Below are 13690 nucleotides of genomic sequence, written 5' to 3' on the forward strand. Positions count from 1 at the left end.
GTCATATCGTCGTTTTTCAATCCACCACAAGCAATGTTCGATACATTGTCTTCAAGCTTGATATACTGGCCCCAGATTTTATCTTCACAGCCAATGAATCGAATATGAGAGTGCCACGTATTTTCCATCCTGAGCCGCTGCCTGCAAGCGGAAAAGTGACCTTAAGTGACGACGCCGCCAATCATGTGGGCCGCGTCATGCGCATGCAACCCGGTCAGGAAGTTCTGCTGTTTGATGGCAGCAATGCTGAGTTTCCGGCCGTCATCACCGAAGCCGGCAAAAAGCGGGTGGATGTTGAGATCAGCGAACGCCGTGAAAACAATGTGGAATCCCCGCTGGAGCTGCATCTGGGTCAGGTGGTTTCCCGCGGGGAAAAGATGGAATTCACCATTCAGAAATCCGTAGAACTGGGTGTGAGCAGCATCACCCCGCTGATTTCAGAACGTTGTGGCGTCAAACTGAGCCAGGACAGATTCGATAAAAAACTCGCCCAGTGGCAGAAAATCGCCATCAGTGCCTGTGAACAATGCGGCCGCAACGTGGTGCCTGAGATCCGTCCGATCATGAAGCTGGAAGACTGGTGTGCAGAAGAATTTGACGGCCTGAAGTTGAATTTGCACCCAAGAGCCCAATATTCCATTAATACCCTGCCCGCCCCGGTTTCCCGTGTTCGCCTGTTGATTGGCCCGGAAGGCGGCCTGTCGGAGCAGGAAATCGGGATGACCGAAGACTACCAGTTCAGTGAAGTGCTGCTGGGCCCGCGGGTCCTCAGAACCGAAACTGCCGCCATGACGGCAATGACTGCGCTACAGGTTCGCTTTGGCGATCTCGGCTAACCAAGGAGAAAAGACATGATCAAATTGGGTATTGTGATGGATCCCATCCAGTCCATTAACATCAAGAAAGATTCCAGTTTTGCAATGATGCTGGAAGCGCAGCGTCGGGGCTGGGAAATCCACTACATGGAAATGGCCGATCTGTCTCTGGAGCAGGGCAAAGCACTGGCTCGCACCCGTATCGTGACCCTGAAAGAAGATCCGAACGACTGGTTCAGTTTCGATGGCGAGCAGGAAATTGCCCTGAGCGATCTGGATGCTGTGCTGATGCGTAAAGATCCGCCGTTCGACACAGAATACATCTACGCGACCTATATTCTGGAACGCGCGGAAGAAGAAGGCACCCTGATCGTCAACAAGCCGCAAAGCCTGCGCGACTGTAACGAAAAACTCTTCACCGCCTGGTTCCCGGAGCTGACGCCAACCACACTTGTGACCCGACGTGATGACAAGATCCGTGCTTTCTATGAAACCCATGGCGACATGATCCTCAAACCGCTGGATGGCATGGGCGGTTCCTCGATTTTCCGTGTCAAACAAGGCGATCCGAACCTGTCGGTGATCATCGAAGCCCTGACCAACAACGGTCAGTTCTACTGTATGGCTCAGTCTTTCGTACCGGACATCAGTAACGGGGACAAACGTATTCTGGTCGTTGACGGCGAGCCAATGCCTTACTGTCTGGCACGTATTCCGGCAGAAGGTGAAACTCGTGGTAACCTGGCTGCCGGAGGCCGGGGCGAACCCCGTCCACTGAGCGAGACAGACCGTCAAATTGCCGAGGCCGTAGCGCCGACCCTGAAAGAAAAAGGTCTAATTTTTGTCGGCCTGGACGTGATTGGCGACAAACTGACAGAAATTAATGTCACCAGCCCGACCTGTATCCGTGAAATTGAAGCTGCCTTCGATATTTCCATCACCGGAAAACTGATGGATGCCATTGAACGTCGTCTGAAAGACGCTTAACCGGAACACTGTGACTGAGTGTATTGTCTAACCGATCATCAGAGATCCGCGATAGATCTCAGACAATACCTCAGCCAGACATACCATTTAAGCCAAAGAGTTCTCATACTGTATCTATGAGCGCTTGTTGTAAGGACTGAATGATGAACCTCACCAATCATTTTCTGGTGGCCATGCCCAGTCTGCAGGATCCACACTTCAAACGCAGTGTGGTCTATGTGTGCGAGCACAACGACGAAGGTGCCATGGGTATTGTCATCAACCTGCCGATTGATGTATCAGTCGGCAGTATGCTGGAACAAATAGAAGTGGAGCGTGAGCTGCCGCTGGATCATCCAGACAGCCTGAAGAAACCCGTCATGCTCGGTGGCCCTGTGGCCGGCGACCGCGGCTTTGTGCTGCATAACAGCAAAACAAATTACAGCTCCAGCCTGGATCTGACCGACGAGATCAAGATGACCACGTCCAAAGATATTCTGCCACTGCTGGGTACCAAAGATGAACCCAGTCAGTTTATCGTGGCCCTTGGCTATGCCGGCTGGACTGCCGGACAACTTGAGCAGGAACTGGCAGAGAACAGCTGGCTGACCATGGAGGCGGATCCGGAAGTGGTCTTCGAAACCCCCATCAGTGAGCGCTGGGAAAAAGCCGTTGCCAAACTGGGCATTCATTCGGCGAACCTGTCAACAGAAGTAGGACATTCATGAGCACATCCCGTACAGTACTCGCCTTTGACTATGGCGTGAAAAGCATTGGCGCCGCAATCGGCCAGGAACTGACAGGCACTGCCAACCCGCTTTCTGCTCTGAAAGCCAATGACGGTATCCCGAGCTGGGAAGCCATTGAAAAGCTGCTCAAGGAATGGCAACCGGATCTGGTCATCGTGGGTTTGCCACTGGATGTTTATGGTGAAGAACTGGCCAGTATTACTCCACGCGCGCGCAAGTTTGCCAACCGACTGCATGGCCGCTTCGGCTGCCAGGTTGAGATGCACGATGAACGACTGAGCACGGTCGAAGCCCGTTCCGATCTGTTTGCCCGGGGTGGCTACCGCTCACTGAGTAAAGGCAATGTGGATTCTCAGTCTGCGGTTGTCATCTTAGAAAGCTGGTTTGAACAGCAATACGGTTAATTTGCCTGTACCGAACCGCGCAATACAGCCTGCTGCGTACAGCTGCTTTATACACCCGCCTTATACAGCCCAGCAGGCTTTTGGATCATGGGTGACCCAAAGCGCGGAAAGCTGTACACCCCCGAACGAAAAAAGCCCCGGACACGCTTGTACCGGGGCTTTCTCTTTTGACCTCAGGGGAAACATGAGGCGCTACATCGGCCCGACCACGATTTACCCAACCACTAAAAGCGCAAACGGGATCGCCAGCAACAAACTGAGCGCGGTGCGGATAAACCAGACCACCACCAGACGGCCGACACTGAGCGGAATCGAGGTCGACAGAATGCACGGTATTGATGCCGAAAAGAACAGAACGCTGGACACGCAAACCACAGCCGAAGCCATGCGAACCACAACATCTGCCTCACGCAATAAAAGTGCGGGCAGGAACATTTCTGCCAGTCCTGATGCCGACGCCTGCGCCAGTGCTTTCGCCCCCTCTATGCCCCAAATCGCGGTAAACGGATAAAACAGGTAACCCAGCCACTCAAAGACTGGGGTGTACTTGGCAACCAGCAGACCAATCAGCCCGACCGACATGATGGACGGCAGAATGGCAATCGTCATCAGCAAACCATCTTTGATCGTCGATCGGATTCCGCTTCCCAGCGATGGCGCCTGACGTGCTACATCCATCCCGGTTTGATACGCCGTCTGGAATCGTCCCTCACGACCGGCATCCGGTTCCGGATCCCGAACCGACTCATCCATTCCCCGCAGTGGCGGTAAACGCACCGTAATCGCCGTAACGAGGAAAGTGATCACCAGCGTCCCCCAGAAATACAAATTCCAGACTGCCATCAGATCCAGCGTCTTCGCCACAATGATCATGAAAGTGGCTGAGACCGTTGAAAATCCTGTTGCGATAATCGCCGCTTCTTTCGCAGAATACTGACCCGATTTGTATACACGATTCGTGATCAGTAATCCCAGTGAATAGCTGCCGACGAAGGAAGCTACCGCATCAATCGCTGAACGGCCCGGTGTCCGCCAGATCGGCCGCATCACCGGCTGCACCAGAATGCCAATCAGCTCCAGCAACCCGTAGCTGACCAGAAAAGACAAAAATACAGCCCCGACCGGCACAATCAGTCCGACTGAAATCACCAGTTTTTCAAACAAAAACGGCAGCATATCTTTACTGTGCAGAAATTCAGGGCCAGTCCCGGTCACCGCCATCACAGCCGCCACAGCCCCCAGCAACTTCAGCACTGAAAACGTCTTATCCGTCAGACTCTTCGACCATTGGCCAGACACAAACGGATACGCCGCCCCCACGACAATCATGCCCAGTGCGTACCAGGCTACACCGCTGCCCAACCAACTTTTGATGTGACCAACCAAATGATCCAGCGGAATGGTCGACTTCCCGCCAATTGTAATGGGAATAAAAAAGAAAAAGATTCCGACAGCACTGAGTACCAGCAGCCGAAAACGTGCCAGTGCATCTGATGCACTGGTACGGGTCTGTGATTGTTCCATATCATTCGCTCCCTCTTCATTACATTTGTATATACATATAGAGAGTGAATCCATAGCGCTCAAGATGGTTATTTTGAAATCAACGACGGGATCACAAATAATTAACAAATGTATTATCAGGCACAATCACGGGCAACCTGATCAGCTTTTGGATCATTACAACCCAAAAGCTGAAAAACCTGTACACCAAAGGATAAGGGAAAGCGGGTGAACAAACAGCTCAGTCAAAGCGAATCGAGACTCCGGCCAGACTGTGCCCGGGTTCCGTTTGCCCGGACTGGCCCAGTTTGATCATCAACCGGACATCATTGGCTGAATCTGCATGTGCCAGCGCATCTGCTTCGCTGATCTTTCCAGCCTGATATAAAGCAAACAAGGACTGATCAAAGGTCAGCATGCCCTGCTCCTTTCCTTTCGCCATCGTTTCTTTCAGCTCGTGCAGGGCATTTCTTCGGATCAGATCCGAGATTCTGGGGGTATTGATCAGCAGTTCAAACGCAGCATGGCGGCCCGTCCCATTCGCATCCGGGATCAATTGCTGCGCCAGGATCCCTTTCAGATTCAGGGATAGATCGAACAGCAGTTGCTCCCGTCGCTCGCTGGGCACCAGATGCAGGATCCGCTCCAGCGCCTGATTCGCATTGTTAGCGTGCAGGGTGGCCATGCAAAGGTGCCCGGTTTCCGCAAAGTTCAGTGCATATTCCATGGTCTCCTGATTGCGGATCTCGCCAATCAGAATCATATCCGGTGCCTGTCGCAGCGAGTTTTTTAAGGCAACTTCGTAGCTTTCGGTATCCAGTCCGACTTCACGCTGGGTCACGATACAGCAGCCATGCTGATGGATAAACTCAATCGGATCTTCCACCGTCAGGATATGACCGCTGCGGTTTCGGTTTCGATAACCGGTCAGTGCCGCCATTGAGGTTGATTTGCCTGACCCCGTTGCACCCACGACCAGCACCAGCCCGCGCTTCGCCAGTGCCAAGGCTTTCATCGGTTCCGGTAACGTCAGGGCATCAACATCCGGAATGATGCTTTCAATTCGCCGGATCACCATGCCCGGCTGCTCCCGCTGCCAGAACGCACTGAGACGAAAACGATGTCCGTCTCTGACCAGCGCAAAATTCGCTTCTTTCGATGCGACAAACGTCTGCCACTGCTCGGGAGACATCGCCTGCCGGCAAAGATGTTCAACCGCCTCCGCTGTCAGAGCCTGCCCGCTGGCCTGAAGCTGGCCGTCAATTTTCAGCTGGCTGGGTGCTGAAACTGTGAGATAAAGATCCGATGCCTGCGCTGCGACCATCTGCGTCAGCATACTTGCAAGTTCCATGATTGGCTTCCTGTGCTACATCCCCTGAGTCCGTTCTGTCACTCTGGCAACCTCATCCGGTTCGACCACCCCTTGTGCCAGCAGGCGATTCACGGCCTGCTCCATGGTCTGCATTCCGATACTGGCACCAGTCTGGATCATCGAATACATCTGCGCGACTTTGTCTTCCCGGATCAGGTTGCGGATCGCAGGCGTCGCCATCATGATTTCATGCGCCGCAACCCGGCCGCCGCCCGGGCATTTCAACAGCGACTGAGCGATCACCGCCCGCAGAGATTCCGACAACATTGACCGCACCATCGCCTTATCGTTGCCGGGGAATACATCGATGATCCGGTCGACCGCTTTCGCTGCCGAGCTGGTATGCAACGTGCCCAGCACCAGATGGCCGGTTTCCGCAGCCGTCAAGGCAAGGCGGATGGTCTCCTGATCCCGCAGCTCGCCAACCATGATGACATCCGGATCTTCCCGTAATGCTGAACGCAGGGCGTTCTGAAAGCTATGGGTATCCCGGTGGACTTCACGCTGATTGATCAGACAGCGTTTGCTCTCATGGATAAATTCAATCGGATCCTCAATCGTCAGAATATGGCGATGGGTATGGGCGTTGATATGATCCACCAGCGCAGCAATGGTGGTGGACTTGCCTGATCCGGTAGCACCGGTCACGAGAACCAGACCCCGCTGGCTTCTGGCTATCTGATAGAACACCTCCGGAACGCCCAGCGATTCCAGTGACGGAACAGTGACCGGTATCGAACGAAAGACCGCTGCGAAGCCCCGAGACTGCTGAAAAGCATTCACCCGAAAACGACCGACATCCGGCAGATCAAAAGAAAAGTCGACTTCGAGGTGCTCTTCATATTCCCGGCGCTGCGCATCATCCATAATATCTGTGATGAGTCGGTGCACCACTTCGTGGGAGAATGGCGGGATACTGAGCGCCCGGACATCGCCGTCGACCCGGATCATCGGCGATACACCCGCAGAGAGGTGCAGATCGGAGGCATTATGCTTTACACTAAAGTCCAGTAGCTCGGTGATATCCATACATTTCCCCTTAAGAATCAATTATGAGTAGTATCAGACAAAATATTGCAAAGGTCACCCAGGAGATCCGCGAGGCCTGTGAGAAATGCGGGCGTGATACGGATTCTGTGCAACTGCTGGCGGTGAGTAAGACGAAGCCAGTCAGCGCGATTACTGATGCCATCGCTGCCGGACAGCGGGCATTCGGTGAAAACTATGTGCAGGAAGGCGTGGATAAAATTCAGCACTTTGTTGCAACTGAACCGGATCTGGCTCTGAGCTGGCACTTTATCGGCCCGATTCAGTCCAACAAAACCCGGCCAATTGCGGAACACTTCGACTGGGTCCACTCCGTCGACCGGGCTAAAATTGCCCGTCGTCTCAGTGAGCAGCGTCCGGACAATCTGCCGCCGCTGAACATCCTGCTGCAAGTCAACACCAGCGGTGAAGCCTCGAAATCCGGTGTGGATTTTGACGAGCTGTCCGCGCTGGCGACCGAAATCGCTTCGCTGCCTAACCTTGAGTTACGGGGCCTGATGTCGATTCCGGAGAAAGCCGATGACTACAACAGTCAGCTCAGCGCCTTTACCGCACTCGCTCAGGCCAAAGACGCATTACAGCAACAGCTGCCAGACATCACGCTGGATACCCTGTCGATGGGTATGAGCGGTGATATGGAAGCTGCGGTCGCAGCCGGCAGTACCATTGTGCGAATCGGCACCGCCATTTTTGGCGCCCGGAATTACAGCTAACGCCGCCTGAAAAAGCAGACGTTTTCTCAATTTTAGAAGGATTTTTTCATGGAACATCGTTCAATCGCATTTATCGGTGCCGGCAACATGGCCCGCTCTATCATTGCCGGTCTGGTTGCCAGTGGCTATCCGGCTGAAAAGATCACCGCCACCGCACCCAGTGCCGAGCGCCGTGAACCGCTGGCCCGCGAGTACGGCATCCATACCGACAGCGATAACCTCCGCGCAGCCCAACAGGCTGATGTGATTGTTCTGGCGGTAAAACCCCAACTGATGGAAACCGTGTGCCAGCCCCTGCAATCGATTGTTTTCAAAAACAAACTGGTCATCTCCATTGCAGCCGGTATCTCGGTCGCCCGATTACAGGAAATGCTGGCGGCAAAAGTCAGTCTGGTGCGCGTCATGCCGAACACCCCATCGCTGATTGGCAAAGGCATGAGCGGCATGTATGCCGGTACAGAGGTCACCGAACCGGATCGCACCTTCTCCGACAACCTGATGAGCGCGGTCGGGAAAACCTGCTGGGTTTCTGAAGAATCGGGTATCAACGGGGTCATCGCCGCCGCAGGCAGTGCACCGGCCTATTTCTTCCTGTTTATGGAAGCGATGCAAACCGAAGCGATTCGCCAGGGATTTGATAAACAAACGGCCCGAGAACTGGTTCAGCAAGCAGCGGCAGGGGCCGCAGGCATGGTACTCGCCAGCCCGGACACAGAGCTGTCGGCCCTGCGTGAACAGGTCACCTCCAAAGGCGGAACCACCGCAGAAGCGATCCGTACATTTAACGAAGCGCAACTTAGTGATATCGTAGCGAAAGCAATGCAGGCCGCTGTCAGCCGCGCACAGGAAATGGAACAATTGTTTTAAGGTCTAGATATGAATTCGTTAGTTTTTTTAATCAGTACTGCCTTTTCGCTTTACATCATGGTTGTTCTGTTACGACTGTGGCTGCAATGGGCACGGGCAGATTTCTATAACCCGTTCTCACAATTTATCGTCAAAGCGACACAACCCATTGTTGGCCCGCTTCGCCGTGTTATCCCGTCGCTCGGTTCACTGGATCTGGCAACCCTGCTGTTGGCTTATATCCTGACGGTCGTCAAATTCGTCAGCCTGAACTGGGTCATCACTGGCACTTTAGTTTTGAATCCATCCCTCTTTTTTTACGGCGCGCTATCTTTGTTGAAAGCCGCAGGTGGACTGGTGTTCTGGGTGCTGCTAATCCGTGCCATTCTGAGCTGGGTCAGCCAGGGCCGCAGTCCGATTGAATATGTGATGCACCAGCTCACCGAGCCAATGACGGCACCAATTCGCCGCTTTGTCCCGGTCATGGGTGGTCTGGATCTCAGTGTCCTGGTTCTTTTTATTGGTCTGCAGTTTGCTAACTTCCTGATTGGTGATCTGGTCGGTCCGATTTGGTTCCAGCTATGACGCAACAAGCTGTCAGTCAGGATAAAGCGGATCTGGTGATCCGCTTTTACGTTCAGCCCAAAGCCAGCCGGGATCAACTGGTGGGTCTGCATGGCGATGAAATCAAGGTGGCGATTACGGCACCGCCTGTCGACGGCAAAGCAAACAGCCATCTGGTGAAATACCTGGCCAAACAATTCAAAGTGGCCAAAGGCCAGGTGATCATCGAAAAAGGCGAAACCGGACGGCATAAGCAAATCCGTATTCAGTCTCCTCAGGTGATTCCAGACCTCTTCAGCCAGATGTTGTGAGTCTCAGGCGCGTACAGCTAGCCAAAGCAAGTCACTCTATACTATAAAGAATGCAGCAATATCCCCTTGGTGTGTAAGGTCTTCTATCATGAGACACATCTCAACAGGATCAAAGGACAGCCCTATGAAACAGTTACTTGTTGCTTTTATTGCTCTACTCGGTCTCTCTCTTCCCGTGCATGCCGAGCAACTGAAAAATATCGGTGAACTGGAGGTTCACTATTCCACCTTTCCTTCAACCTTTCTGACTCCGGAAGTGGCGAAAACCTACCGAATTCAGCGCAGTCGTTATTCCGCACTAATCAACGTGACTGTGCTCGACAGCAGTGTGGAAGGTAAACCCGCAGTCGCTGCTGTGGTGAAAGGGACGGCGCGAAATCTGGTTGGTACAGAGAAAAATCTGACCTTCCGTGAAATCCGCGAAGGCGATGCCATTTACTATATCGCTGAGCTGTCGCACGCCAATGAAGAACGCTTCCGGTTCAATATTGATGTGTCGCGCCAATCCACCCGTGGGAATATTCAGTTCGAACAGACCTACTTCGCTGAATAAATAAAAGAAAAGCGATGCGAGATATCTGAATACTCAGCATCTGAAGTTTTCTCAGCTTCTGCATCTGAAAAAAGAAGGGCCCGGCCCTTCTTTTCTGTTTTTGGCTTTTGCGTCACCTGTGGGTATGATAGCGCCCCAGCTTTCCCCAGTCCTACTGACCAGGAGTCTCCATGAGCAAACTCGTTCTCGCAACCGGCAATCAGGGCAAAGTCCGTGAAATGGCAAACCTGCTGGCCGACTTTGGCTTTGAAGTGATCGCCCAGAGCGATCTGAACGTTTCTGACGTCGCCGAAACCGGCACCACCTTTATTGAAAACGCCATCATCAAGGCCCGCCATGCCGCCAAAGAAACCGGCTTGCCAGCCATTGCTGACGACTCAGGTCTGGAAGTCGATGCCCTGAAAGGCGCGCCCGGAATTTATTCGGCCCGCTATGCCGGCGAAGGCGCCACTGACCTTCAGAATCTGGAGAAACTGCTGGAAGCCATGAAAGATGTGCCAGAGTCTGAGCGGACTGCACGTTTCCACTGTGTGCTGGTGATGATGCGCCATGCCGACGATCCGACCCCACTGGTTTGCCATGGCACCTGGGAAGGGCGTATTCTGACGGAAGCCGTCGGTGAAAACGGCTTCGGCTATGACCCGGTCTTCTGGGTACCGGAAGAAAACTGCGCTTCGGCCGAACTGGCCCCTGAGCGCAAGAAACAACTGTCACACCGCGGCAAAGCCCTGCAACAACTCTTTGCTGCCCTGAAGGACGCCTGATGTTAGTACCGCCACCGCTGAGCCTGTATGTGCATATTCCCTGGTGTGTCCAGAAGTGCCCTTACTGCGACTTCAATTCCCATGCACTGAAAAATGATATTCCGGAGCTGGATTACATTGATGCACTGCTGGAAGATCTGGATACGGATCTGGCCCGCTATCAGCTCACAGACAGCCGCAGACCCCTGCACTCCATCTTCATTGGTGGCGGCACCCCCAGCCTGATCTCCGCCCCGGAAATCGGGCGGTTGCTGTCGGGTATTCAGGCCCGTATTCCTTTCAGTGATGACATTGAAATCACGATGGAGGCGAATCCGGGTACTGTTGAAGCAGGCCGTTTTCAAGCCTACCGGGAAGCAGGCGTAAACCGGATTTCCATCGGTGTTCAGAGTTTTCAGGACGACAAACTGAAACGTCTGGGTCGGATTCACGGTTGTGAAGAAGCGATTCGGGCCGCGGGACTGGCGAAAGAAGCAGGTCTGAACAGCTTCAATCTGGATCTGATGCATGGCTTGCCGGATCAGAGCGTGTCAGATGCCCTGTCCGATCTGAAGCAGGCGATTGCCTTAGATCCGCCGCATCTGTCCTGGTATCAGCTGACCATTGAGCCGAACACCCTGTTTTATTCGAAACCACCAACGCTGCCGGATGACGACGACCTTTGGGATATCTTTGAACAGGGCCATGCCCTGCTGGCTGCCGCCGGTTATGAACAGTATGAAATTTCCGGCTACAGCAAACCGGGCAAGCAGTGTCAGCACAACCTGAACTACTGGCGCTTTGGGGACTACCTTGGCATCGGCTGTGGGGCACACGGAAAGATCAGCTTTGCTGACGGTACGATCACCCGGACCGTGAAAGTAAAACACCCGCGTGGTTATCTCAATCCGCAAAAGCCTTATCTGGATCAGGAAACGCAGGTGGCAGACACCGAACGGCCATTCGAGTTCTTCATGAACCGTTTCCGTTTGCTGGAAGCCTGTCCGAAACAGGACTACGTTGAGCGTACCGGCCTGCCGCTGGACAGCATCCGGACACCGATAGAATGGGCACTGGGCAAGCAGTATCTGATGGATCAGGGAGACAACTGGCAGATTACTGAGCAGGGCAAACTCTTCCTCAATGACCTGCTGGCTGCCTTTGTCGATGAAGACGAAGAAGACCGCCACTAAAACCCGTTTGTCGCTGACAGACATCTGTCAGCGACAAACGCTAGCACTGAATTCCGACTAGAAAATCGAACGACCAATACGTTCAGCCAGCAGCTCCAGTGCTGCCGTACCGGCGAGAGAGTTCCCGGAGGCATCCAGCTCAGGCGACCAGACCGCAATCGACATCTCGCCCGGTACGATCGCGATAATCCCACCGCCGACACCAGATTTACCCGGCATTCCAACCCGGTAAGCAAATTCACCCGCCCCGTCGTACAGGCCACAGGTCGCCAGCAAGGCATTGATCTGTTTGCTCTGGGTTGGTGAAATCAAAGGCTTGCCCGCACACAACGGCTGCCCTTTATTGGCCAGATAACTGAAAGTGCGCGCCAGATCCACGCAGCTCATCTTCAGGGCGCAGTAACCGAAATAATTCCCCAGTACCGGCACCACTTCATTTTCGAAATTGCCAAATGAGCGCATCAGATACGCAATTGCGGCGTTGCGATCGCTGTGCTGCATCTCAGAAGCGGCCACGTTTTTGTCATACACCACATTCGCGTTGCAGGACAATGTTCTGACCAGTTCCAGCATCCGGTACTGCGGCGCAGACAAGCGACTGTGCAGCAGATCAGAAACCACCAGAGCCCCGGCATTAATGAAGGGATTGCGGGGAATGCCATGTTCCATCTCCAGCTGAATCATGGAGTTAAACGCATGACCGGATGGCTCTTTACCGACACGGGACCAGATCTCGTCCGCTTCATAGAGCGTCATGGCCAGTGTCAGGCTCAGCACTTTGGAGATCGACTGAATGGAAAAGCCAACTTCACTGTCGCCAGCCTGAATCACCTCACCATCGTTATAACAGACGGCAATCCCCAGCCGGTCTGCCGGTACCTCAGCCAGGGCCGGAATATAATCGGCAACCTTGCCCTGACCAATCAACGGCCGGACTTCATCCAGAATGTCATTCAGCAACTGCTCACTTGGCTTCATTCATTGTCTCCAAAGGACAAAAAAGCCAACTCAAAGGCTGGCTTTTCAAGCTAATCGTATTCAAAGGGCCCATATCTTATTCGATATTGAACCTGAATGGCTATGAACCATAGCACATTATTCTGTACGGGCGAACTTCATATCCCATACGCCGTGACCCAGGCGATGTCCGCGTGCTTCGAATTTGGTCAGCGGGCGATCGTCCGGACGCGGGACATAATCACCGTCTGTCGCGGTATTCTCATACCCAGGCGCCGCGTTCATGACTTCCACCATATGCTCCGCATAATTTTCCCAGTCGGTCGCCATATGGAAAATACCGCCGATTTTCAGCTTCTTACGTACCATTTCAACGAATGCAGGCTGAACAATACGACGCTTATGGTGACGGGCTTTATGCCACGGGTCCGGGAAAAACAGCTGCACGGTATCCAGGCTGCCATCCGGAATCATATAATCAAACACTTCGACGGCATCGTGGCACATCACACGCAGATTGGTCAGGCCAGCTTCTTCTGCCGCCATCAGACAGGCACCCACACCCGGGCTATGCACTTCAATCCCGATGAAGTTCTTTTCCGGCGCGTTTTTCGCCATTTCCACCAGTGAGGCACCCATGCCAAAGCCGATTTCCAGCACCACATGGCCTTCACGACCGAACACTTCCGTCCAGTTCAAAGGCTTTTGTTCGAAATCAATGCCCATACTTGGCCAGTTGTTATCCAAAGCATGTTGCTGGCCCTTGGTTAAACGGCCTTCACGGCGGACAAAGCTACGGATTTTGCGTACCAGCTTTCCGTCTTCTGTGTATTCCGTCAGGGTGACGTCAGCATTCGTTCTGGATTCTTGGCTCATGGGTCCTTACCTAAATTTGGAGAGTGATATTCAGATACCAAACTGAAGAGAAGGCTGTTTGCCAACCGATATCCTCTT

Annotated in this window: 16 protein-coding genes; 11 read left to right on the plus strand and 5 right to left on the minus strand. The window is 53.4% G+C overall.

Annotation, left to right across the window (positions count from 1 at the left end; translation table 11 throughout):
• The first annotated feature begins 104 nt into the window (after positions 1-104).
• The 4 genes from rsmE (at position 105) to ruvX (ending at position 2934) form a co-directional block, all read left to right on the plus strand.
• The gene (gene rsmE / locus EA58_RS04375; protein ID WP_036749432.1) at positions 105-836 is read left to right on the plus strand and encodes a 16S rRNA (uracil(1498)-N(3))-methyltransferase; all 732 of its coding nucleotides are present in this window, start codon (positions 105-107) and stop codon (positions 834-836) included.
• A 15-nt stretch (positions 837-851) separates the two neighbouring features.
• The gene (gshB, locus tag EA58_RS04380) at positions 852-1802 is read left to right on the plus strand and encodes a glutathione synthase (RefSeq protein WP_036749435.1); all 951 of its coding nucleotides are present in this window, start codon (positions 852-854) and stop codon (positions 1800-1802) included.
• Between the two features lie 143 nt (positions 1803-1945).
• On the plus strand, positions 1946-2509 hold the full coding sequence (locus EA58_RS04385) for a YqgE/AlgH family protein (RefSeq protein ID WP_036749438.1): 564 nt from the start codon (positions 1946-1948) through the stop codon (positions 2507-2509).
• Positions 2506-2934, plus strand: coding sequence for a Holliday junction resolvase RuvX (gene ruvX, locus EA58_RS04390; RefSeq protein ID WP_036749441.1), 429 nt, complete (start codon positions 2506-2508; stop codon positions 2932-2934). The genes EA58_RS04385 and ruvX overlap by 4 nt, the downstream gene beginning before the upstream one ends.
• Before the next feature lie 213 nt (positions 2935-3147).
• On the opposite strand, the gene EA58_RS04395 is transcribed toward ruvX, so the two are convergent.
• The 3 genes from EA58_RS04395 to EA58_RS04405 all read right to left on the minus strand — a co-directional run bounded on the left by EA58_RS04395 (position 3148) and on the right by EA58_RS04405 (position 6838).
• Positions 3148-4458 (minus strand): YjiH family protein, encoded by a 1311-nt coding sequence (locus EA58_RS04395; RefSeq protein WP_051641894.1) that lies wholly within the window; start codon positions 4456-4458, stop codon positions 3148-3150.
• A 220-nt stretch (positions 4459-4678) separates the two neighbouring features.
• Entirely contained in the window at positions 4679-5788 is a 1110-nt protein-coding gene (locus tag EA58_RS04400; RefSeq protein WP_036749444.1) for a PilT/PilU family type 4a pilus ATPase, read from the minus strand.
• 15 nt (positions 5789-5803) lie between these two features.
• The gene (locus EA58_RS04405) at positions 5804-6838 is read right to left on the minus strand and encodes a type IV pilus twitching motility protein PilT (protein ID WP_036749446.1); all 1035 of its coding nucleotides are present in this window, start codon (positions 6836-6838) and stop codon (positions 5804-5806) included.
• Positions 6839-6861: 23 nt separating this feature from the next.
• Here EA58_RS04405 and EA58_RS04410 point away from each other — a divergent pair, with 23 nt between their 5' ends.
• The 7 genes from EA58_RS04410 to hemW all read left to right on the plus strand — a co-directional run bounded on the left by EA58_RS04410 (position 6862) and on the right by hemW (position 11779).
• Positions 6862-7569 carry a YggS family pyridoxal phosphate-dependent enzyme gene (locus EA58_RS04410; RefSeq protein WP_036749448.1) on the plus strand — a complete coding sequence of 236 codons (708 nt, stop codon included), beginning with the start codon at positions 6862-6864 and terminating at the stop codon, positions 7567-7569.
• A 48-nt stretch (positions 7570-7617) separates the two neighbouring features.
• Positions 7618-8436 (plus strand): pyrroline-5-carboxylate reductase, encoded by an 819-nt coding sequence (gene proC / locus EA58_RS04415; RefSeq protein WP_036749450.1) that lies wholly within the window; start codon positions 7618-7620, stop codon positions 8434-8436.
• 9 nt (positions 8437-8445) lie between these two features.
• Positions 8446-9000 (plus strand): YggT family protein, encoded by a 555-nt coding sequence (locus EA58_RS04420; protein WP_036749452.1) that lies wholly within the window; start codon positions 8446-8448, stop codon positions 8998-9000.
• The gene (gene yggU / locus EA58_RS04425) at positions 8997-9290 is read left to right on the plus strand and encodes a DUF167 family protein YggU (RefSeq protein WP_036749453.1); all 294 of its coding nucleotides are present in this window, start codon (positions 8997-8999) and stop codon (positions 9288-9290) included. The genes EA58_RS04420 and yggU overlap by 4 nt, the downstream gene beginning before the upstream one ends.
• A 124-nt stretch (positions 9291-9414) precedes the next feature.
• Entirely contained in the window at positions 9415-9843 is a 429-nt protein-coding gene (locus EA58_RS04430; protein ID WP_036749455.1) for a DUF4426 domain-containing protein, read from the plus strand.
• A gap of 170 nt (positions 9844-10013) precedes the next feature.
• The gene (locus EA58_RS04435; protein ID WP_036749457.1) at positions 10014-10607 is read left to right on the plus strand and encodes an XTP/dITP diphosphatase; all 594 of its coding nucleotides are present in this window, start codon (positions 10014-10016) and stop codon (positions 10605-10607) included.
• Positions 10607-11779, plus strand: a complete 1173-nt coding sequence (gene hemW, locus EA58_RS04440) for a radical SAM family heme chaperone HemW (protein ID WP_036749459.1) — start codon at positions 10607-10609, stop codon at positions 11777-11779. The genes EA58_RS04435 and hemW overlap by 1 nt, the downstream gene beginning before the upstream one ends.
• A gap of 57 nt (positions 11780-11836) precedes the next feature.
• On the opposite strand, the gene glsB is transcribed toward hemW, so the two are convergent.
• Both glsB and trmB read right to left on the minus strand, forming a co-directional pair.
• Positions 11837-12757, minus strand: coding sequence for a glutaminase B (gene glsB, locus EA58_RS04445; protein ID WP_036749463.1), 921 nt, complete (start codon positions 12755-12757; stop codon positions 11837-11839).
• 117 nt (positions 12758-12874) lie between these two features.
• Positions 12875-13612, minus strand: coding sequence for a tRNA (guanosine(46)-N7)-methyltransferase TrmB (trmB, locus tag EA58_RS04450; protein WP_036749466.1), 738 nt, complete (start codon positions 13610-13612; stop codon positions 12875-12877).
• Between the last annotated feature and the right edge of the window lie 78 nt (positions 13613-13690).

Source organism: Photobacterium galatheae, from assembly GCF_000695255.1.
Taxonomy (GTDB): Bacteria; Pseudomonadota; Gammaproteobacteria; order Enterobacterales; family Vibrionaceae; genus Photobacterium; species Photobacterium galatheae.

What these genes read in the sequence shown, in the direction of transcription:
- EA58_RS04400 (WP_036749444.1), bottom strand. Translation starts at nt 5,788, where the DNA reads ATGGAACTTGCAAGTATGCTGACGCAGATGGTCGCAGCGCAGGCATCG.
- EA58_RS04385 (WP_036749438.1), top strand. Translation starts at nt 1,946, where the DNA reads ATGAACCTCACCAATCATTTTCTGGTGGCCATGCCCAGTCTGCAGGAT.
- trmB (WP_036749466.1), bottom strand. Translation starts at nt 13,612, where the DNA reads ATGAGCCAAGAATCCAGAACGAATGCTGACGTCACCCTGACGGAATAC.
- EA58_RS04430 (WP_036749455.1), top strand. Translation starts at nt 9,415, where the DNA reads ATGAAACAGTTACTTGTTGCTTTTATTGCTCTACTCGGTCTCTCTCTT.
- hemW (WP_036749459.1), top strand. Translation starts at nt 10,607, where the DNA reads ATGTTAGTACCGCCACCGCTGAGCCTGTATGTGCATATTCCCTGGTGT.
- EA58_RS04395 (WP_051641894.1), bottom strand. Translation starts at nt 4,458, where the DNA reads ATGGAACAATCACAGACCCGTACCAGTGCATCAGATGCACTGGCACGT.
- EA58_RS04410 (WP_036749448.1), top strand. Translation starts at nt 6,862, where the DNA reads ATGAGTAGTATCAGACAAAATATTGCAAAGGTCACCCAGGAGATCCGC.
- rsmE (WP_036749432.1), top strand. Translation starts at nt 105, where the DNA reads ATGAGAGTGCCACGTATTTTCCATCCTGAGCCGCTGCCTGCAAGCGGA.
- EA58_RS04405 (WP_036749446.1), bottom strand. Translation starts at nt 6,838, where the DNA reads ATGGATATCACCGAGCTACTGGACTTTAGTGTAAAGCATAATGCCTCC.
- glsB (WP_036749463.1), bottom strand. Translation starts at nt 12,757, where the DNA reads ATGAAGCCAAGTGAGCAGTTGCTGAATGACATTCTGGATGAAGTCCGG.
- ruvX (WP_036749441.1), top strand. Translation starts at nt 2,506, where the DNA reads ATGAGCACATCCCGTACAGTACTCGCCTTTGACTATGGCGTGAAAAGC.
- proC (WP_036749450.1), top strand. Translation starts at nt 7,618, where the DNA reads ATGGAACATCGTTCAATCGCATTTATCGGTGCCGGCAACATGGCCCGC.
- gshB (WP_036749435.1), top strand. Translation starts at nt 852, where the DNA reads ATGATCAAATTGGGTATTGTGATGGATCCCATCCAGTCCATTAACATC.
- EA58_RS04435 (WP_036749457.1), top strand. Translation starts at nt 10,014, where the DNA reads ATGAGCAAACTCGTTCTCGCAACCGGCAATCAGGGCAAAGTCCGTGAA.
- yggU (WP_036749453.1), top strand. Translation starts at nt 8,997, where the DNA reads ATGACGCAACAAGCTGTCAGTCAGGATAAAGCGGATCTGGTGATCCGC.
- EA58_RS04420 (WP_036749452.1), top strand. Translation starts at nt 8,446, where the DNA reads ATGAATTCGTTAGTTTTTTTAATCAGTACTGCCTTTTCGCTTTACATC.